The sequence below is a fragment of the Microbacterium sp. VKM Ac-2923 genome (assembly GCF_022815605.1).
In the GTDB taxonomy this organism is placed as follows: domain Bacteria; phylum Actinomycetota; class Actinomycetes; order Actinomycetales; family Microbacteriaceae; genus Microbacterium.
The window spans coordinates 132,343-152,589 of the sequence record NZ_JALGRP010000007.1; the positions used below are offsets into that span (position 1 = coordinate 132,343).

General features: G+C 67.3%; 15 protein-coding genes and 1 pseudogene. 8 read left to right on the forward strand and 8 right to left on the reverse strand.

Going from position 1 to position 20,247, the window contains the following annotated elements; genetic code table 11:
- Position 1 precedes the first annotated feature (1 nt).
- Positions 2 to 817 carry an alpha/beta fold hydrolase gene (locus MT347_RS12740; RefSeq protein WP_243501559.1) on the forward strand — a complete coding sequence of 272 codons (816 nt, stop codon included), beginning with the start codon at positions 2 to 4 and terminating at the stop codon, positions 815 to 817.
- A gap of 94 nt (positions 818 to 911) precedes the next feature.
- Here MT347_RS12740 and MT347_RS12745 read toward each other — a convergent pair whose 3' ends face one another.
- Positions 912 to 1,721 carry a sugar phosphate isomerase/epimerase gene (locus MT347_RS12745; RefSeq protein ID WP_243501560.1) on the reverse strand — a complete coding sequence of 270 codons (810 nt, stop codon included), beginning with the start codon at positions 1,719 to 1,721 and terminating at the stop codon, positions 912 to 914.
- A 185-nt stretch (positions 1,722 to 1,906) separates the two neighbouring features.
- Between MT347_RS12745 and MT347_RS18420 the strand changes: the two genes are divergently transcribed.
- On the forward strand, positions 1,907 to 2,566 hold the full coding sequence (locus MT347_RS18420) for a 4'-phosphopantetheinyl transferase superfamily protein (protein WP_243501561.1): 660 nt from the start codon (positions 1,907 to 1,909) through the stop codon (positions 2,564 to 2,566).
- Positions 2,567 to 2,582: 16 nt separating this feature from the next.
- On the opposite strand, the gene MT347_RS12755 is transcribed toward MT347_RS18420, so the two are convergent.
- Positions 2,583 to 3,563, reverse strand: coding sequence for an aldo/keto reductase (locus MT347_RS12755; RefSeq protein ID WP_243501562.1), 981 nt, complete (start codon positions 3,561 to 3,563; stop codon positions 2,583 to 2,585).
- 205 nt (positions 3,564 to 3,768) lie between these two features.
- On the opposite strand from MT347_RS12755, the gene MT347_RS12760 reads away from it, so the two are divergent.
- A complete protein-coding gene (locus MT347_RS12760) occupies positions 3,769 to 4,638 on the forward strand; it encodes a helix-turn-helix transcriptional regulator (RefSeq protein WP_243501563.1) in 870 nt (289 codons plus the stop codon).
- Between the two features lie 34 nt (positions 4,639 to 4,672).
- On the opposite strand, the gene MT347_RS12765 is transcribed toward MT347_RS12760, so the two are convergent.
- The 3 genes from MT347_RS12765 to MT347_RS12775 all read right to left on the reverse strand — a co-directional run bounded on the left by MT347_RS12765 (position 4,673) and on the right by MT347_RS12775 (position 7,576).
- The gene (locus tag MT347_RS12765; RefSeq protein WP_243501564.1) at positions 4,673 to 5,659 is read right to left on the reverse strand and encodes an aldo/keto reductase; all 987 of its coding nucleotides are present in this window, start codon (positions 5,657 to 5,659) and stop codon (positions 4,673 to 4,675) included.
- A 132-nt stretch (positions 5,660 to 5,791) separates the two neighbouring features.
- Positions 5,792 to 7,075, reverse strand: coding sequence for an MFS transporter (locus tag MT347_RS12770; RefSeq protein WP_243501565.1), 1,284 nt, complete (start codon positions 7,073 to 7,075; stop codon positions 5,792 to 5,794).
- A gap of 93 nt (positions 7,076 to 7,168) precedes the next feature.
- Positions 7,169 to 7,576 carry a MarR family winged helix-turn-helix transcriptional regulator gene (locus tag MT347_RS12775; RefSeq protein ID WP_243501566.1) on the reverse strand — a complete coding sequence of 136 codons (408 nt, stop codon included), beginning with the start codon at positions 7,574 to 7,576 and terminating at the stop codon, positions 7,169 to 7,171.
- A gap of 196 nt (positions 7,577 to 7,772) precedes the next feature.
- Between MT347_RS12775 and MT347_RS12780 the strand changes: the two genes are divergently transcribed.
- From MT347_RS12780 to MT347_RS12790, 3 genes are all read left to right on the forward strand, one after another.
- Positions 7,773 to 8,033, forward strand: coding sequence for a hypothetical protein (locus MT347_RS12780; RefSeq protein WP_243501567.1), 261 nt, complete (start codon positions 7,773 to 7,775; stop codon positions 8,031 to 8,033).
- 206 nt (positions 8,034 to 8,239) lie between these two features.
- Positions 8,240 to 8,809 (forward strand): dihydrofolate reductase family protein, encoded by a 570-nt coding sequence (locus tag MT347_RS12785; RefSeq protein WP_243501568.1) that lies wholly within the window; start codon positions 8,240 to 8,242, stop codon positions 8,807 to 8,809.
- A gap of 274 nt (positions 8,810 to 9,083) precedes the next feature.
- Positions 9,084 to 10,187, forward strand: coding sequence for a hypothetical protein (locus MT347_RS12790; RefSeq protein WP_243501569.1), 1,104 nt, complete (start codon positions 9,084 to 9,086; stop codon positions 10,185 to 10,187).
- On the opposite strand, the gene MT347_RS12795 is transcribed toward MT347_RS12790, so the two are convergent.
- Complete coding sequence (locus MT347_RS12795) at positions 10,184 to 10,582, reverse strand: (deoxy)nucleoside triphosphate pyrophosphohydrolase (protein WP_243501570.1); 399 nt, start codon at positions 10,580 to 10,582, stop codon at positions 10,184 to 10,186. The two genes, MT347_RS12790 and MT347_RS12795, sit on opposite strands and share 4 nt — an antisense overlap.
- A 68-nt stretch (positions 10,583 to 10,650) precedes the next feature.
- On the opposite strand from MT347_RS12795, the pseudogene MT347_RS12800 reads away from it, so the two are divergent.
- Positions 10,651 to 11,124: pseudogene (locus MT347_RS12800) on the forward strand (DnaB-like helicase C-terminal domain-containing protein); the annotation flags it as partial.
- A gap of 175 nt (positions 11,125 to 11,299) precedes the next feature.
- Here the strand turns inward: MT347_RS12800 and MT347_RS12805 are convergent.
- Together MT347_RS12805 and MT347_RS12810 are read right to left on the reverse strand one after the other, a co-directional pair.
- Positions 11,300 to 11,962, reverse strand: a complete 663-nt coding sequence (locus MT347_RS12805) for a hypothetical protein (RefSeq protein ID WP_243501571.1) — start codon at positions 11,960 to 11,962, stop codon at positions 11,300 to 11,302.
- A 144-nt stretch (positions 11,963 to 12,106) separates the two neighbouring features.
- Positions 12,107 to 13,168 carry a sigma factor-like helix-turn-helix DNA-binding protein gene (locus MT347_RS12810; RefSeq protein WP_243501572.1) on the reverse strand — a complete coding sequence of 354 codons (1,062 nt, stop codon included), beginning with the start codon at positions 13,166 to 13,168 and terminating at the stop codon, positions 12,107 to 12,109.
- A 529-nt stretch (positions 13,169 to 13,697) separates the two neighbouring features.
- Between MT347_RS12810 and MT347_RS12815 the strand changes: the two genes are divergently transcribed.
- Entirely contained in the window at positions 13,698 to 20,222 is a 6,525-nt protein-coding gene (locus MT347_RS12815; protein WP_243501573.1) for a DUF3320 domain-containing protein, read from the forward strand.
- The last annotated feature ends 25 nt before the right edge of the window (positions 20,223 to 20,247 follow it).

A 20,247-nucleotide genomic window follows, 5' to 3' on the forward strand; every position in this document is an offset into this window, starting at 1 on the left:
GATGCCGACGCTCGCCGTGAACGGCATCGACCTCGCCTACGAGGTGCACGGTGCCGGACCGCTCGTCGTGCTCGTGATGGGCACGGGCGCGCCGGGAAGCGTCTGGCGCGCGCATCAGGTGCCCGCGCTGGTCGATGCCGGCTACCGCGTGGTCACCGTCGACAATCGGGGCATCAGCCCGGTCCCCGGCCAGACCGATCGCTTCTGCCCTCCGATCGAGGTCGCCGATCTCGTCGGTGACCTGGCCGGCCTCATCGCGCACCTCGGCGGTCCCGCGCACGTGGTGGGTACGTCGCTCGGGGCGCGAGTGGTGCAAGAGCTCGCCCTCGCCCACCCGGGATCGGTGCGGCGGGTCGTCGCGATGGGCGCGCACGCCCGCGTCGACGACGCCGGACTGCTGCTCACCGCCGGCGAGCGGCAGCTGTTCGACGACGAGATCGTGCTGCCCGCCGCCTACCAGGCGGCGATAAGTGCGCAGCTCAACCTGTCGCCCGCGACGTTGCGCGATACGGAGCGCGTCCGTGACTGGCGCGACATCCTGGAGTACTCCGCCGCGCCCATCTCGTCAGGCGAGCGCGGCCAGCTCGGTGCGAGCGAACGCCTCGGCGACCGCTCCGACGCCTATCGCGGCATCCGAGCCCCTCTGCTGGCGATCGGTTTCGCCGATGACCGCATGACGCCTCCGCACCTGGCCCGCGAGGTCGCCGCGCTCGTGCCCGGCGCGCGGTACGCCGAGGTGCCCGACGCCGGCCACTACGGCTATCTCGAGCGGCCCGACGAGGTCAATCGCCTGGTCCTCGACTTCTTCGCGGAGTGACCCGCCGCGTGCCCGGGCGTGCCGGCCCACGAACGTCGGAGGGTCGCGCGCTACCGGGCTCCGTCTTCGGAGGGTGTTCGCCCGCGCCGGGTGCTCAGCCGACGGGCGCGGTGACCCCGTCGAGCAGCGCGCGCAGCGCGTCGGCGCCGCGCTGGGCGACCTCGCCCACGGGCAACGCGCGGTACGAGGGGTTGAAGATCTCCAGCGACACCGGGCCGTCGTACCCCGAGGCCAGCACGGCGCCGACGGGGGAGTCGAGGTCGAACTCTCCCTCCCCGGGGAAGCAGCGGTGGTTGCGGCTCCACTGGATGAGCTCCAGCGACAGCAGCGGGGCGTCGGCGAGCTGGAGGAAGCCGACCTTCGATGACGGGATGCCGGCGAGAGCCGCCGCATCTTCCCCTCCGGCCAGCAGGTGGAAGGTGTCGATGACGAGCGAGACGTTGTCGCGCGACACCGCACGAACGACCTCCCACGCATCGGCGACCGAGGCGATGTGCGTGCCCCAGCACAGGGCTTCGAACATCACGGCCATGCCGTGGGCGGCGGCGTCGTCGGCGAGGGCGCTCACCTGCGCGATCGAGAGGTCGCGGTCGTCGATCGCGTCGGCGTCGGTGTTCGAAACCACGAGGATCGCCTCGGTTCCCAGGCGCTGCATGGTCGACAGCTCGCTGCGCAACCGCTGCCGCACCGTGGCGAACTCTTCGGGCGCGACCCCCTCGGCGCGGCGGAACGGCTGGTACAGATCGATGCTCAACCCGGCGTCGGCGCAGCGCAGCGCGCACTCCTCGGGCGTCATGCCCGAGCCGGTGAGGTCGGCATCGAGCAGCTCGATCCCGTCGAAGCCGGCGGCCGAGATGGCGGCGATCTTCTCCTCCAGGCTGCCGCCCAGAGATACGGTCGCCATGCTCGTCTTCATAGCCTGCCCTGTCCGTCCGTCGCCCTGGTCGATATAAGAATTAGCATAGCCTGTCCTTACTTTCACGGGAAGAACGGGACCCGGATGCCGGAGGAAGCACGAATGCCGACGAGACAGAGCGGATGCCGCGGCCCCGGCCTCGCACGCGTCCTCGGTGACGGCGGGGGTGCACGGTGACCGGCTTCGCCGCGCTTCTCCCCGCCGGGGTGATCGTCGAGGAGACGAGGGTCGAGGCGGCCGTCGACGCTCTCTTCCCCGCCGAGTACGCCGCCGTCGCCGGCGCCGTTGCGTCGCGCGTCGCCGAGTTCACGACCGGCCGTGCGTGCGCGCATCGGGCGCTGGCACGGCTCGGTGTCGCGGCCGTGCCGATCGTCCCCGGGCCGCACCGTGAGCCGGTGTGGCCCGAGGGGATCGTGGGCAGCATCACGCACTGCGCGGGGCTGCGCGCCGCCGCGGTCGCCCGAGCGGGCGACATGCGCTCGCTCGGCATCGACGCCGAGACGCACGAGCCGCTGCCCGAGAACACGCTCGACATCGTCGCCGTTGCGGCCGAACTGCCGCGCCTGGCGGCGCTTCAGGTCGCCGTGCCGAACATCGCCTGGGATCGCGTGCTGTTCAGCGCGAAAGAGAGCATCTACAAGACCTGGTTTCCGCTCGCGGGACGTTGGCTCGATTTCACCGAGTGCGACCTGACGATCGAGCGTGACGGCACTTTCCGCGGCGACCTCCTCGTGCCCGGCCCCGTCGTGGGCGCACGCGAACTCGGGCACATCGCCGGCCGCTGGGCGATCGACGGCGAGCACATCCTCACCGCCGCGTGGGTGGCCGGCTGACCTCGACCGCGCAAACTCACCTGTCGATCGACACCATGTTCGCCTCGTCGTGGCGCTCGCCCGCGGCCGGCTCCAGGCTCGTCAGACGAGTGATCTGGTCTTCGGTGAGTTCGACCTGATCCGCGGCGGTGTTCTCTTCCATCCGCTCCACCCGGCGGGTGCCGGGGATCGGGGCGATGTCCTCTCCGCGGGTGAGGATCCAGGCGAGCGCGGTCTGGGCCGGGGTGGCTCCGATCTCCTCGCCAATCGCGCGCACCTCGTCGACCAGACGAAGGTTGCGTGCGAAGTTCTCGCCGACGAAGCGGGGGTTGGTCTTGCGCCAGTCGTCGTCGGGGATGTCCGCCGCCGAGCGGATCTGCCCGGTGAGCAGGCCGTGCCCGAGCGGCGAGTAGGGAACGAAGCCGATGCCGAGCTCACGCAGGACCGGCAGGATCTCCGCTTCTACGTCGCGGGTCCACAGCGAGTACTCCGTCTGCAGAGCGGTCACCGGCTGCACGGCGTGTGCGCGGCGGATAGTCTGGGCGGACGCTTCAGAAAGACCGAAGTGCAAGACCTTTCCCTCGGCGATCAGATCGGCGACGGCGCCAGCGGTCTCCTCGATGGGCGTGTTCGGGTCGACGCGGTGCTGGTAGTACAGGTCGATGTGGTCGGTGCCGAGGCGCCGCAGTGACCCCTCCACCGCCGCCTTGATGTTCGCGGGGCTGCTGTCGATCGTGCCGGGGCCACCGCCCGAGTGGGAGACGAGGCCGAACTTGGTCGCGATCTTCACCTGGTCGCGGCGATCGGCGATTGCCTGACCGACGATCTCCTCGCTGAGGGAGGGGCCGTAGATCTCCGCGGTGTCGACGTGGGTGACGCCGAGATCGAGCGCACGGTGGATCGTGCGGACCGACTCGTCGTTGTCGAGGCCGCCGCCGGTCGTGTAGGTGCCGGCCATGGTCATCGCGCCGAGGCCGATGCGGGAGACGGCGAGATTTCCGAGGTGAGCGTTCTTCATGGTCGTGTCCTGTTCGTGTTCGTGAGGTGGGCCGGGCCGGGCCGGTGAGGCGTGCATCGCCTCGAAACCGAGTGAGCGGCTCCAGCTGTCCCGTTTCTCGGCCCACGAAGAGTCAACGCGCATCCACGCGCGTGAGCGTGGCCCCGGTTATGGGTGCACCGGCAGGGACCCTCTCAGACCCCGCAGGCGGCGTACTTTCGATCACATGGATGCCACCGACGCGATCACCGAGTTCCTCACCACGAGGCGCGCGAAGCTGACCCCGGCCGAGGTGGGATTGCCCGATTTCGGTGGCCGCCGGCGGGTACCCGGACTCCGGCGCGAAGAGGTCGCGCTGGTGGCCGGGATGAGCGCGGAGTACTACAAGCGTCTCGAGCGCGGGAACGCGACGGGGGTGTCCGAGGCAGTCATCGACGGGGTCAGTCGCGCGCTGCAGCTCGACGATGCGGAGCACGCGCACCTGCTCGACCTGATCCGTGCCGCGAACGTCAATGCCCATCCGCAGCCCCGCCGGAGTACGGCGCGGAGGTCGCAGATCACCGAGGGCTTGCGGCAGACGATCGATGCTATGTCGACCGTGCCCGTCTACGTGCAGAACGGCCGCCTCGACGCCGTGGCCGCCAACAAGCTCGGGCGTGCCCTGTACTCCGTGCTCTTCGACGATGCCCGACCGCCGGCGAACGCCGCTCGATTCCTGTTCCTCGATCCCCGGGCACCGTCGTTCTACCGGGAATGGGAGTCGCAGACCCGCCAGATCGTCGCGGTCCTCCGCGCTGAGGCCGGTCGCTCGCCCCACGATCGGCAGCTCAGCGACCTGGTCGGCGAACTCTCCACCCGCAGCGACCTGTTCCGAAAGCTGTGGGGAGCCCACGACGTCCGGGAGCACCGCGCAGGCCTCAAACTCCTGCACCACCCCGTGGTCGGCGACCTCGACCTCACCTTCCACGCCATGGACCTGGCATCCGATCGCGGTCTGCAGATGATCGTCTTCTCCGCCGAACCCGGGTCAGCGACGCACGAGCGCCTGCAGCTCTTGGCCAACTGGGCCGAAACCCGCGCGCCCCTCCCGCACTGAGCGGTGTCGGCGCCGGCTCGTCGGTCGGCGCCCGTCAGCGCCCCACGTACCCCATGTGCACCGCGTTGTAGCGATCGCCGTGCACGCCCACGCTCTGGGCGAGGGTGTCGAGGTCGGCGAGGTCATCCGCCGACAGCGCGACCTCCGTCGAACCCGCGTTCTCTTGGATGCGGGCGACGCGTCGCGTACCGGGGATCGGGACGATCCACGGATGCTGAGCCAGCAGCCAGGCCAGTGCGACTTGCCCGGGGGTGGCTCCTCGCGTTTCGGCGACCGTGGCGATGCGCGTCACGAGGGCGTGGTTGGCTTCGCGGTTCTCTTCCGTGAAGCGGGGGATGGTCGATCGCACATCGCCATCCGCAAATGACGTGGTCTGGTCGACGGTGCCCGTGAGGAACCCTTTGCCGAGCGGGCTGAACGGCACGAACCCGATACCGAGTTCAGCCAGCGTCGGCAGCACCTCGGCCTCCGGGTCGCGGGTCCAGAGCGAATACTCGCTCTGCAGCGCGGTCACGGGGAACACCGCGTGCGCTCGCCGGATCGTCGCGGCGGACGCTTCCGACAGCCCGAAGTGCCGCACTTCCCCCTCGGCGACCAACTCCCCGACGGTGCCGGCGACGTCTTCGATGGGAACGTCGGGGTCGACTCGGTGCTGGTAGAACAGGTCGATCACGTCCGTGCGCAGTCGTCTCAGCGAGGCGTCCGCGACGGCGCGGATCTGCTCCGGCCGGCTGTTGAGCCCGACGCTCTTGGCATCCTGAATGTCCCACCCGAACTTCGTCGCGATCGTGACGTGCTCGCGGACGGGCTCGAGCGCCTCGCCGACGAGCTCCTCGTTGACGTAGGGGCCGTAGACCTCCGCGGTGTCGAAGAACGTGACTCCCCGGTCGACGGCAGCGCGGAGCACGCCGATCATCTCGTCGCGACTTCCGGGGTTGGGTCCGTAGCTCTGCGACATGCCCATGCAGCCGAGTCCGACCGCCGAGACCTGTAGTCCCTGCCCCAGTGTGCGAGTGCGCATTCTCAGTCCTTTCTCCGTGCTGTGCCTGCGTCGGGTGTGCGTACGTCTCGAGTGTCGGCGCCTATCGCTCGCATCGGGAGTCCCTGGCAATGAGCGTGCCCGTGTGGCATCCCTCGATCGTGATTCCGACGGTCACACCGCGGTCGGGGTCTTCGCCCTCTTCACCGCGATCGACAGCACCGCAGCGATGACGCAGAGCGCCGCGCCTCCCCACCACGCGTAGGTGTACTCGCCGAAGATGTCGCGGATGACGCCGGCCGCGAGGGCGGCGATGGCGGCGCCGATCTGGTGGGCGGCGAAGACCCACCCGAACACGATGGTGCCGCGCTCGCCGAAGAGTTCGCGGCAGAGGGCGGCGGTGGGCGGGACGGTGGCGACCCAGTCGAGTCCGTAGATGACGACGAACAGCACGATGCTCGGGTGGATCGTCTCGGCGAGCAGCCAGGGCAGCAGGAGCAGTCCGACCCCGCGGAAGACGTAATAGAAGACGAGGAGCTTGCGAGGGTCGAACTTGTCGGTGAGCCAGCCGGACGCGATCGTGCCGACGATGTCGAACACCCCGACGACCGCGAGCAGGCCGGCCGCCGTCGTGGTGGCCATGCCGTGGTCGTGGGCGGAGGGGATGAAGTGGATGCCGATGAGCCCGTTCGTCGTGGCTCCGCAGATGGCGAACGCGATGGCCAGGGCCCAGAACGACCGTCGTTTCGACGCGTAGGCCAACCCCTCGAGAGCGCGTTTCACGGCGCCGCCCGTGACGGCCGGCGGTGCGCTGTAGGTAGGGGCATCCGCGCCGTACGGGAGCACGCCGCGGTCGCTCGGATGGCTTCTCAGGACGAACCAGACGAGGGGAACCGCCAGCAGAGCGGCGGCGGCGATGACGAGGGACGCCGCCCGCCAGCCGGTGTCTTCGGCGAGGACGGCGACGGGTGGGAGGAAGATCAGCTGTCCGGTCGCGGAGCCGGCGGTGAGGATGCCCATCACGAGACCGCGGCGGCGCACGAACCACCGGTTGGCGATGGTGGCGGCGAACACGAGCGCCATCGACCCGGTGCCGAGGCCGATCAGGACTCCCCAGAAGACCAGCAGCTGCCACGATGCGGTCATCACCACGCTGCCCCCGGCGCCGAGGGCGACGAGCGTGAGGGCGGTCGCGACGACCTGGCGGATGCCGAAGCGATCCATGAGAGCGGCGGCGAACGGCGCGGTCAGACCGTAAAGCAGCAGGTTGACGCTGACGGCGAGCGACATCACGCTCGTCGACCAACCGAACTCCTCGTTGAGGGGAACCATCAGAGCACCGGGCGCGGCGCGGAACCCGGCCGCGGCGAGCAGCGCCACGAAGGCGACGGCCGCGACGGCCCACGCGGGGTGGATGCGGGCGCGGGTGTCGTCGCGAGAGGGGTCGATGCGTGTCATTTCCGCTCCCGGATGCCGGTTCTGAAGGCTGCGTGTGGGACTTCCGTTGGACGGGTCACGGTCCTCTCGATTCCGGATGCCACGTACACGGCGTCACACGGAGAGGGCGAGGCGCCGCAACTCGGCGGCGGACTCGACGGTGAGGGCCTGTTCGATCTCACGCTGCGCGCTCTGCCAGAGCGGCTGGGCCGCGGCCGTCACCGCGACGGCATCCGGAGTCAGGACGATGGCTGACGCCCGGCGATCCGTCGGCGAGGTCGTCATCTCGACGAGCCCCCGCTTCTCGAGCACGCGGATGTTGCGCGCGACCGTCGAGCGTTCGAGCTCCGTCCGGTCGGCGAGGTCTTGGATCGTGATCGGCTCCGCACCGGGCTGCGGCACGCGGCGCAGCAGGCTCCACTGCGCGGCGTTGATCCCCACCGGCTCCAGCGCGCGATCGTAGATCGCCGACGCACGCCGGGCAGCCACGCGGAGGCTGGTGCAGTAGCAGTCCGTTTCCATGGAAGCGAGCATATACACGCATTGGGACGGTTCGGGGTTCTCTCCATTTCTCCCCTCAGAAATGCGTCGCGGGTGTCAGCGAGTGAGGCATATTGACCGCGACGTCAGCCGGGTGGATGCTCTTCTCGGAGCGCGTGAGGTGCGTGCGATCAGAGACCACGCCGCGTCCTTCCTGTCACACAAGGGAGTGGGGACGATGGCCGACACGCTGAACAGGCAGTACGTCGAGGAGCACCTGGGCGCACACAACTATGAATCCTTCGGGCGCAGCATCGTTGCGGCGGTGATGGAGGAAGCGCTCGAGCAGATGAGCGATAAAGACGCTGCGTTCGACGGTGGATTCAGGATGGACGTCGAGACGGTGCTCGAAGCCACGGGGTCTGGATGCACGTGGGTCGTCATGATCGTCAACGGAAAGCGGGTGCGGATTCACCAGCCGCCGATCATGTCGTACTGAAGCGGGGTTTCTCGCACCAGGGATTGGATGCCAGGTCGTCCGAGTCGTCGGAGTAGGGGCCTTCGGGAGAGGCCTAGTCACCGTGTCGCGGCCATGTCGCGGGGCGGCGTTAAGGGTGAGAACGGGCGCGACCGCCCGTGCCCTGTCGGCGCTCCCACGGTCGCGCTAGCCTGACGCCACCACCGCTCGCGTCGAGGGAGACCGCCGTGACCCAACCGCTTCGCTACGGCATCAACGTCACCCTCGACGGGTGCGTCCACCACGAGGCGGGCCTGCCTACGGATGCCGAGTCCATGGCGTTCTGGACCGACGAACTGCGTCGCTCCGACTCGCTGCTCTACGGCCGCGTCACGTATCAGCTGATGGAGTCGGCCTGGCGGCGCCCGGAGTCGGGGGAGTGGCCCGACTGGATGGATCCCAGTGAGGTCGCCTTCTCCGAGGTCATGGACCCGATGCGGAAGCACGTGGTGTCGACGGAACTGGAGGCCGTGGACTGGAACGCGTCGCTTGTTCGTGGGGAGCTGGGGGCGGCTGTCGTGGCGTTGAAGGCGCAGTCGGGGCGGGGGATCTCGGTCGGCGGGGTGCGGCTGCCGACGGCGCTGGCGAACCTCGGGCTGATCGACGAGTTCACGTTCGTCGTGCATCCGGTGGTCGCGGGCCGCGGGCCGCGGTTGCTGGAGGGTGTGCGGGAGCAGATGGTGTCTCAGCTCGTGGAGCGGCGCGAGCTCGCGTCGGGAGCGACGGCGCAGCGCTATCGCCCGGTGGCCTCGGCCTGACGGTCGGTCAGGACTTTCAGAACCCCAGCGCGCACATCAGCTGGGTCTCGTCGTCGGTCGGCGGCTCGACGGCCGGCGGGACACGCAGCACCGCCGCCATTCACCGACGGATCGAGGCTGATCGACGACTCTGCGGAACGCCGTGTCGGCGAGGAGGAATGGGGCGGGCTGGGGCTCGGCGGGGTTGGCGCTGTTAGCCATCTCCACGGCGTGAATTTCGGCGAATGAATGCCCGCTTTGCAGGGTCCAGCTCGCCGGCCGATAGCTTTCATGAATGGCTACGATCACCCCGGCCCAACTTTCCATCGAGCTTCAAGTGCCGCAGAAAAGAATCCGGGACCATCTGCGTTCGGTGTACGGGACTCTCGCGGAAGGTTCGACACGCTGGCTCCTGTCGGAAGAGCAGGCGGAGGGGATCCGAGAACGTTTCCGCGATGATCGCCGGGCAAGGCGGGGTGACTGGTTGCTTGAGCCGGGCGACACCGTCCGTAGGCGATCAATGCACGATGCTTACGGCGGTCAGCAGCAAGGTGGGATCTCCACACCGCGGGGTCAGAACGACATCTTTATCTTCACGGACCCGGAGTCCGGAGCCAGATACGGATACGACAAGTTTGAGGGGTTACGGGAGGACGGCTCCTACTCCTACACCGGCGAGGGGCAGTACGGACCACAGGAATTCGTGCGGGGAAACCGTGCGCTGCGTGACTGCGCCAAAGATGGGAAGACCATCCGGCTCTTCAGAACGCATGGAACGTCCGCCACGTACGTGGGTGCGTTCACAACAGGAACGCCCACTTATGAGATCGAAACGATTCCCGACGCGTCCGGAAACCCCCGCGCAGGAATCATCTTCAATCTCCTCCCGACAGTTGCGCGTGTGGAGCTCTTACCTGCGTACGGGGGTGGTTTGGGACCGGAGGCTCTGATCGACTACTCGGCTGCACCGCGGTCGTGGACACCCCCTGAGTATGACGATGTGGTCGTTGCTGCGGCGGATACTGCTCCCGGCGACCGCCTCGTTTCGCGGATCGAGTTCGAACTGCAGGCCGCATTCGGCGAGTGGCTGAGAACGCAGGGGCTCTCACCGCGACGGCTTCCGCTCCGGGCAGGGAGTGCGCTCATCGAGCCAGACATGTTCGTCCCAGAACGCAACTGGATCGTCGAGGCGAAGAAATCGATCGCGCGAGGACACGTGCGGACGGCGATCGGACAGGTTCTGGACTACGCGCACGTGGCTCGAAAGGCGGGGCTGGATGCCACTCCCGTCATTCTTCTCCCGGGGCTCCCGGAGGACGACCTCCGCGAGTTGATGCATACCGTCGGTATCACTTTGATATGGAGAATCGAGGACGGCTTCGAGGTATCTAAGCCTTAGGTTCCGCTCGCGATCAGTGTCTTCACGGCGGGCAAGTCTGGCTCCGCCCAATGCAGCTGCTCAAGAACTTGGGCAGCTACCCACGCCAGGCGGTCATGATCGGTGCTCCGGGTGGGCCGGGGGCCTTCTAGTTCAGCGCGAAGGCAGGTCAACCGAATGACAAGACCGCCGACAAGCGTGTCGTCGGTCGTCAGTTCCCCCAGAACGCGAATGCCGACGGCCAGTTCTTCTTGAATCTCGCGGCGTAGGGCGTCGGCTGCGCTCTCTCCGTCCTCGACCTTGCCTCCGGGGAATTCCCAGCGTCCGCCCGCGGCTTTTTCCGGGCGGCGGCGGCATACGAGGAACTGGTCTTCATCCTGAATGACGGCTGCCACAACTTTGAGCATATTGACCATGGCAAGACCGTAGTCGCAGCTGCAGCGCCACGTGCTGTCCGCCTCGAGCCTCCGCGGCTGACTAGCGTGCGCCCCTCTTCATCGACGACAGCCCCAACATGACGCTGGTCGAGATCCGCGCCAAGTGCCGACGCCTGAAGCAGCGCGAGGGTCTGAAGATGGTCGTCATCGACTACCTCCAGCTGCTCACAAGCGGTAAGCGCGTCGAGTCGCGTCAGCAGGAGGTCAGTGAGTTCTCGCGCGCGCTGAAGCTGATGGCGATGGAGCTGCAGGTTTCCGTCATCGCCCTCTCGCAGCTGAACCGTGGCGCCGAGCAGCGCGCCGACAAGAAGCCGGCCCTTTCCGACCTGCGTGAGTCGGGCTCGATCGAGCAGGATGCCGACATGGTGGTGCTGCTGCACCGCGAGGCCGCGCATGAGAAAGACAGCGCGGGCGAGGCCGATCTGATCGTCGCGTAGCACCGTAACGGGCCGACGGACACTATCTTGGTGGCGTTCCAGGGGCACTATTCGCGGTTCGCGGACATGGCGCCGGGGATGTGACTTCCCCGCCGAAAGCTCCGGCTGGGACTGTAGCCGTTCGCGACGGAGTTACTCGTGCTCCTCGACGGTGACGTGCGCACGGTTTGGGAGGGAACTGGGCCTACTAGGCAGTGATGGCGAACGAGACCGCATCGGCCAGCGAGGTAGCGCCACGTAGCTCGGATACGACGGCCGATCAGTTACCGACGGAGTGATACCTGTGGCGCCCGGAGAACCACAAGCCCGTTGTGCGCGACTTGCGGTAGGTGCCGAGGAAGCCAACGCTCCGCACGAACACGTCCACTCGCCACGACCTCGACGATGGCGGGAGCGCCGCTGCGGCCTCAGCAAGTCCCGTGTACCAACCGCCGAAATGTTGGCGCACGTAGACCGCGCGTGGCGGAGAACCGTTGATCGTTCTCAGGCACCCCGCGTCCCCTGCCTTCCGCTCGGCGGGGCCTTTGACGTGGTCGCCCCGCTCGAGGTGCTTGCCGTGTGGGGTGAGCGGCAACGCTGTTTGCTGCATCTCTCGGCGAATGCCGGCTAGTTTGATGCTCAGTGCACCCTCGACGATGAGCGGACTTAGGTCGGCGTCGCAGCCAAGGAATCTAATCGCAGAGTTCTGTGCCCCGACGTGCAAACACCACTCCAAGTAGCGCTCGAGGTCGCCGTTACGCCCCCAGACGGTATCAAGCACCGCGAAGCGGGGGTCATCCGGCAGCTCCGGTTGCGTCAGCAGCCAAGTGAGCCCGCGGTCGTGCCGGGACCATCCGAACGAGAAAGCCAGGAACGACTGCAGGCTCGCCCAGTAGCCGAGATAGTGGATGAAGTCGCCTGGAGCGGATGGCTCGGTTGGCATAGGCATCCCCGATTCCGGAGCTGCCAGAACTCGGTACGGAAGCGGCACTGCCCAGCACCATTCCCACTGTCCAGCGACCTCGCGTTCGCTCGCCGGCGACCACCCACTCGGCATATCGACTCTCGTGATCAGCACGCGGCGACCTCAGTCGGTCTCGGAATCGAGAGCATTGGTCTGCGCTTCCCGAACTGCGTCACGGTCGAGGCCGGCGGCGATGCGGGTCCCGTCCCGCAAAGCGCCCAACCACGACCCGAAGAAATTGCGGATCGACGCACCCGCTGGACGCCGTTCGCCCAGGTCGCGGCGCAGTAGCACCCACCGGTCGTACGCGTCGAAGGTATGGCCGACGCCCGACTCGTTCGCGTCGTCGACGAAGTCCGCGACGGCGACGGCGTAGTCGTCTTCGGTGAACGCGATGAGGCCTTTGGTGCGGCCACGGCTCGCAGTCGCAAGACCCATGGACGTCAGCGCATCATTCCACCCGCTGAACCGTTTGGAGATCGTCTGTCGCGTCGGCGGCCACGGCTTCGCGCCCTTCGCTGACTGCAAGCCCATGGCATCAAGGAGTTCGATGCGTAGCTCGTTGTAGCGCCCGCCGGTGATGGTCAGCGCCGGGTCTTCGAGCGCACGCTTCTGTGCCGCCCCGATCACTCCGAGGATGGTCGCAAGCTCGTCGGGGGTGACCGAGGCCTCAGACAGAAGCGGCTCGAGCTCGGCGAGCAGCTCTTGCGACAGATTCACCGCCGCCCATTCGTGATCGGGCTTGAGGCGTAGCTCGGATCCGAGGAGGTACCAGATGCCCGCTTGCAGCGCAGCATCCGAGAAAGTTGCCGCCTGATTGGCCTGATCGAAGACGATCGTTGACTCTCTCAGCGATTCCTCTGCGAGCTCGAGATTGATCGCCGGATACAGCAGAGCCAGGCGCGCGATGACCTCGGGTCGTGTGAATCCCTGGTGCGAGAGGGCGCTGGCGGCGGTCCCATGTTGGTCGAGGAACTCTTCACGCTGCGTTGCCCGGGCCAGATCCTTCGCCTGCTTTCGAGCTACGCGAGCGTCTTCGGCGGCGGCACCACCGTGTTTCGCCACAATCTGGCGAGCGCGCTCGCGCGTGATGCCTTCGCGCTCTCCGATCTCGGCGAGGGTATCGCCCTCGGCGTAGCAGTCGAGGATGCGTGCGTCTCGTTCGCTGATGGTCTTCGCAGTCACCAGGGTCCTTTCATCGAGAATTTGCTGCGGAGTCGAGAGCAGGTCACGTGTGTCCTGCTAAGTCTTGTCGTCGTTCATGTGCGCGGGGAGATGCGCGGGCTGTCAATGCAAGTGCAATCTTCCAATGCACGTGCGACATTCGGAGAAACGGGGAAGGTACGAAGCGTCCGAATCGCGTCGAGACGGCAGAGGAATGCACGAGCTCGTTCTCGCTGAGGTTTCTAGCGCTGCCAGCGCCTGGCAGTACGGTCACTGCAGTGCTTCGAGTCAGCTCGGCCAATGCCGAGGTACCGATGGGCCATGCACCTGCCGAAGCCGTCGATGCCCGACGGCCATAGGTCCGCGCCTTAGTCCGGGAGCTGCGCCAATTCAGGGCGGGAGTTCGCGCAAGCAGCGGCACCGCCGGCGCTCATCCAGCCGCTAGTCGATGCGAGCAAGGCAGAGGAGCTTGGGTTCGCAAAGCGGGTGCACACGATCCTCTAGGCTCCGATACCACGGCCGATTCGTAACGCGCGCTGGGGGGAATGTCATGACTATCGATACACGTCAGATCATCGGCGGGTCCGTCGACGACCTGGCAGAAGGCCTCCGTCCGTTCATCGAGCGGGTGTTCGCGGAGCGTCTCCCCCAGGGGCCGTCGTGGGTGCGGATCGTCGCTCACAAAGACGAGCTCGCGGGCAGACCCACCTCACACCATCATGCGAATGATGTCGGACTGATGTTGCGAGTGATGACCGAGAAGCTGGGCAACCTCGGCTACCCCTTCGACGGGCGTATTTCGCGGCAAGCGACGAACTGGGCGAGTGAGATGCGCGAGGTGCGCAACAAGCATGCACACCAGGTCGAATTCAGTCTCGCCGAGACGTATCGGGCGCTCGATTCGGCTGAGTTGCTCCTCCGCGAAGTCGGCGCGACTGACGAAGCGCAGCGGATCGCGGCGCGCAAGCCGGCGGTGCTGTCGGCACTGGGCGGCGGGGCCACCAGCCGCCCGCTCCCACCACCGCCGAGCGCGCCGCTTCCCGCGCCACCGGTCGCGCGGCCTTCCGTGCCATCTGCTCTCCCGCTTCCTTCCTCGACCGCGCCGGCGGCCACCACCTCACAATGCACCGAGTCGGACGCGGCGGCGGTATCGCCCCTCACCCGCCGTCAACGGCGCGAACAGCCCGAGACGAACGCGTCGACGACCCCACCCGCTCCGGCTCCGAGCGCTCGTCTTTCCCTCGACGCGGTCACCGAGCTCAGCTACGCCATGGCGCACGCGCGCATCGTGCCTGTGCAGGAGGTTCGGGTCGCGTACGCCGGGCCCGAGCTTCGCGGAGCATCGCTCGAGATCGAGGCCGCCACGGCAAGTGGCTCCCTGGGAGCACCAAAAGTCGTGATTCTCGACCTTGCGCCCGGTCTCAAGACACTCGCTGGGCTCGACCTGCTGTCCCTCGATCCGGCTCCGATGCTCCAGGTCGATACGGAGCAGCCTGGCTCCATCACTCTGACTCTGCGCGGACCGGACGGCGCCGCGATCGCCGATCATCGGCATCCCGTCAATGTGCTTGCTGCGAACCAGTGGATCGCCCGGGAGCTGCACCTCGGCCTCGAGCTCCTCGCATCCTTCGCTCAGCCGCAGGCGACCGCATTGACGCCCGTCCTGCAGCGTGCCTCGGACGTGCTGGGGCGGTCGAGCGGCCGCACAGAGCTCGACGGTTATCAGAGCGACAACCCGGCGAGGGTGGACGCAATGGTCGCGGCCATCTGGGATGCCGTGCGCGAACTCGACATACGCTATGCGGAGCCTCCGGCGAGTTGGGGCCTGCGAGGTCAGAAAGTTCGCACGCCGCAAGAGGTGCTCGAGGGACGGCTTGGAACGTGTCTCGACACGACGCTGACGCTCGCCGCGTTGCTCGAGCAGGTCGAGATCAACTCGACGCTGTGGGCGGTGGACGGGCACATCTTCCTCGGGTACTGGCGTGAGGATGGCAGCCTCGGGGTGCCAGCGACCACCGACATCGAAGAAGCGGTCAATCTCGCGAAGCTGGGCCGAATCTCGTTGCTCGAGACGACGCAGCTGACGGGCGGTGCAGCATCCGCCCCGTTCAATGTCGCCCGCGCCACGCCCGCGGCGTACCTCGAAGCGCGCCGCGACGAGATCCTCGGTATCACTGACGTGCGTGCAGCCCGTGAGAACGGGATTCTTCCGCTCCCCAGCCGCACGGTGGGCCCCGACGGTGAGGTGACCGTCGTCGAGTATCGACCGCTGGACCGCGTCCTGGCGCCTTTCGTCGCCGACCAGCGCGATTCGCAGGGCCGCGCACTGGCTCCGCCGAGGGTGGCGCAGTGGAAGAATGCTCTGCTCGACCTGAGTCTCCGCAATCGCCTCATCAACTTCACGAGTCGCGCCGGATACCAACTCGCGGTGCCGGGTGCGGCACTCGGTCGGCTCGAGGACATGATCAACGGAGGAGCAGGCGTCACTCTCCTCGCGTCCGACGACGTTCCCGAGATCGCGCGCGAGCGTGGCATTCGCTTCGGTCGCGACCGCGATTCGGCCGACCGAGAAGCGCTCCTGGCCGACAAGAGGCAGGCGCACCTGACTGACGTCACACAAGCGGCCTACACAACGAGGCTGCGCGCTCTGGCCGCGAAAGCAAAGACCGTCACCGAAGAGACCGGGGCGAACAACCTGTACCTCGCGTTCGGCACCCTGCGATGGGAGTTCAACGACCGGCAGCTCCAATCGCCGCTCGTTCTCGTCCCGGTGACATTGGAAAGCGTGTCGCGTGGCCAGTCCTTCCGACTCGTCCTGGATGAGGCAGGTGCTTCCACGCCGAACTACTGCCTCCTCGAGAAGCTGAAGGTGAGCTTCGGTATCGAGGTGCCCGGGCTCGCGAATCCGGCGACGGATGCCGCGGGGATCGACCTGGGCGCCGCGTTCGATGCGGTGCGCCAGGCGATGGTCGACGCCAAGCGGCCCTTCGTCGTGGAGGACACCGTTCATCTCGGCATCCTGCAGTTCGCGAAGTTCCGGCTGTGGAAAGACCTCGACGACAACTGGGAGGAGCTCGCGACGAACTCGCTCGTCACCCACCTCATCAGTTCGCCGAATGAGGCGTACATCGACGCTGTACCGGCGCCGGTCGACGTCGACCTCGATGCGCTCTCGGCGCAGGTTCCCGTCTCAGCGGACTCTTCGCAACTCGAGGCCGTGGTCGAGGCCGTCGAGGGCCGCACGTTCGTGCTCGAAGGCCCCCCGGGCACCGGCAAATCGCAGACCATCACGAACCTGCTGGCGCGATCGTTGGCCTCCGGAAAGCGCGTGCTCTTCGTGGCAGAGAAGCGCGCGGCGCTGGAGGTCGTGAAAGACCGATTGGATGCCGTCGGACTCGGCTCCTTCTTACTCGATCTGCATGACAAGGGCGCGCGGCCGAATGCCGTTCGCGAGCAGCTCCGCGCGGCGCTCGACGCCACCGCCCGGCCCGATCGAGCGGCGTTGTCAGCGCGGCGCGAGGCGGCGGAGTCCAGTCGTGGCGCGCTGTCGCGCTATGCGCAGCGGGTACACGAACCGAACGCGGCAGGTCTGTCCCTGTACTCGGCTCGATCGCAGTTGCTGGCATCGGCGGCAGACGTCCCGCCGCTGGATGTGCCCGCTTCCCTGGTCGCGTCGGGCGATCACATCGACCAGCTGCGCGCGACTCTGCGGGAGCTGCCCGCGGTCAGTGATCTCGCCCGCCCGGCAGTGACGCATCCTTGGGGCTTCGTCGACGATCCCGATATCGACGCGGCCTCTCTGCACAGCGCGGCCCGTGGTTTCGAAGAGGCGCTCGCAACCGTCGGTCCAAGTGACCTGCTGTCCCGCGTGCAGGGGCCGCAGCAGATGGAAGCGTGGGCGGGTGTCGCTCGCGCGCCGCGTCATCCTCTCCACGCGCTCGACCGTGTCCAGCCCGAGTCGGTTGATGACCTCGTCCGGCGGCTTGCAGCGGTGGCCGCGCAGCCGCCCGCATGGCTCACCCAGGTCGATCCGCGGGTGCTCTCGCGGAACGTTCGCGACATTCACGCAGCCTCCCTGGCCGCGGATGCGTCCTCGTTCTTCGGGCGCAAGAAGCGTCGGCGTGCGGTGCTGGCCCAATTCGCGACCGACCTGCGCGTCGAGCAGACAGCGATCGACCTGCGCGGTCTGTCGACACTGACCGGCGCCATGGCCGAGACGGCCGCACAGGTCGATGAGTTGCGTGGTGAGCTGCAGCGACAGCCCGTCGTGGTCGCGCCCCTTGACGTCAATCCCTACATGCCTGGCGCGGCGGAGCAGGTAGGAGCCGCCCTCACGTGGGTGAGTTGGCTCTCCAGGACGCTCGCGTCCGATTCCTCGGCTGCTGGAGACCTGCGCTCGGACTTGCGCCGTGTCTACGAGACCACGGCCCCGGATACGGCGTCGGCCGAACGATATGCGGCGCTCGCCGCAGCGTGGCGGGCAGTGGCAGCTGCGGCGGGCATTGCTGGTACCAGCGGTGCGTCACGTGACCAGCTCGGCATCTGGGCCGGGGATGAAGGAATCGCATCGACCTGGGAACGCACCCGTACGGCGCGCAACCTGGCGACGACCGACCCGGTCACGCTCGGCCGCTGGATCGACCTGCTACGGCACGTGGAACTTCTTCGGCGCCTTGGGATGAACGAGGCGCGGGAGGCGATTCTGTCCGGGCGCGTCCGTGCCGACGACGCGGCGCTCGCCTTCGACAAGGGGGTCGCAGCGGCGTCCCTCGGTGAACGCGAAGACGCCACCGCGCTCAGCGACTTCGATCCCGCTGCGCACAACCGGACGATCGAGAGGTTCGCCGCGAGTTCGGCAGCCATCCGCGGTGAACTTCCGCGGGCTCTGCCCGCTGACATCCTGTCTCAGCGGCGATTCGACCCGAAGTTCGATGGCGGCGACATGGGCGCGCTCAAACGTCAGCTCTCGAGGCAGCGCGGTGGGGACAGCGTGCGGACGCTCATGGACAAGTACGGCGATCTGATCACCCAGATCACGCCATGTATGCTCATGAGCCCCGAATCAGTCGCGCGGTTCTTCCCCGCGCGCGCCGGGATGTTCGACGTCGTGGTGTTCGACGAGGCTTCGCAGATTCGCGTCGCGGATGCCGTGGGAGCGATGGGACGAGCGCGTTCTGTCGTGGTCGTCGGGGACTCCAAGCAGATGCCTCCGTCGACCTTCGCCGAGGTGACGGCCGACGTCGACGAGGCTGAGGCAGATGCGGGCCTCGTTGCGGACGAAGAATCCATCCTCACGGAGTGCACACAAGCGCGAGTTCCGAGCAAGTGGCTCTCGTGGCACTACCGCAGCCAGGATGAGGCGCTCATCGCCTTCAGCAACCACCAGTATTACGAGAGCCGCCTGTCGTCTTTTCCGGCACCGCTACGCGACTCCACGGTGTCTGCACCCGACACGCTCGCCGCGAAGAAGCCCGACTACGGGCTTTCGCTTGTGCGCGTCGACGGTCGGTTCGAGCGTTCGGGTGGGCGCGGAGTCCTTCGGACGAACCGCGTCGAAGCGCAGACGATCGTCGACGAGGTGATCCGTCGGTTCGCTGCTGCCGGCGACGCCGCGCCGTCGATCGGCATCATCACGTTCAACGTTCAGCAGCGCGACCTCATCGACAACATGCTGCGCGACGCTTCGGATGAACGCATCGGTCGCGCGCTCGACGAGCGCGATGGATTGTTCGTGAAGAACCTCGAAAGCGTGCAGGGCGACGAGCGCGACACGATTCTGTTCTCGGTCGCCTTCAGCAAGAACGACCGCGGAATGCTTCCGCTGAACTTCGGGCCGCTGTCCCGCGCAGGGGGAGAACGTCGGCTGAATGTCGCCGTCACTCGCGCGCGACGACAGGTCGTGCTGTACGCGAGCTTCGATCCTGCTGAGCTTCGCGCCGAGCAGACCTCGGCCCGTGGACTCAAAGATCTGAAGTCCTATCTCGAACTCGCCGCGCGCGGAGTCGCACCGACGGATGATTCCACGTCCCGTGTGCCCGTGATCGATCGCCACCGTGACGAGATCGCCGCGGTCCTGAGCGAGCGCGGAGTCGTCGTGAAGACGGACGTCGGGCTCTCGGACTTCCGTATCGATCTCACGCTCGCATCCGCGTCCGACCCCGCCCAGCCGCTCGTCGCCGTCCTGCTCGACGGAGAAGGCTGGCGCGCGCGCCGAACGGTGGCTGATCGTGATGGACTGCCCGTTGATGTGCTCGGCGGGTTGATGCGTTGGCCGGGGATCGAAAGGGTGTGGCTGCCGGAATGGCTCGACGATCCGGATGCCACGGCCGACCGACTCGTCGCGGCGGTGGAGACCGCCAAGGCCGGTGGCTCGTCACTTCCAGCCGCGAGGGTCGAGAGTGGTGCGCAACGAGTTGACGATCTCGATCCACTCGCGGCAGAGGAGCCGGCAGAGCTTCTGCGTGGAGGGACGCCGCCGGTGCAGGAGGACGAGGAAGTCGTCGGTTCGACGCATCCGCACGTCCGCCCCTTCGTGCCCTGGCCGATCACGTCGTCTGGGGGAATCGCTGTGCTCGATGCGCTTCCGAGCCCGTCTGCCGCTGCGCGGGTTCGCTCTGTTGTGGTGGAGGCAATCGCCGCAGAGGGGCCGATCTCGCGAGCGCGTTTGGCGAGAGTGGTCGCGGAAGCGTTCGGACTGTCTCGCGTGTCAGGCGCCCGGGCGACGGCGATCCTCCGATTGATCCCGGCTACTTCCACTCGCCCCGGCGACGAGCAGTTCCTCTGGCCGGTGGACGTGGACGTTGCCACATGGCGGGATGTTCGCACGAGCACTCCAGGGGAGAGTCGACCGCTCGAATCTGTCGCTTTGGAAGAGATCGCGAACGCGATGGCCGTTGTCGCTCAGCTCGGCGGTGGGGTGCGCGAGGACGAGATCAAACGAGAAGCTCTGCGGCTGTTCGGTGGGAAGCGGATGACAACGCAGATCTCCGAGCGACTTGCCGAAGCTCTGACGGTGGCGGTGGCCACCCGACGGGTGGAGCTCGCGCCGTCGGGAGCCTATCTCGCGCGTTTCTGAGTTACGACGATCGAATCCAAACGAC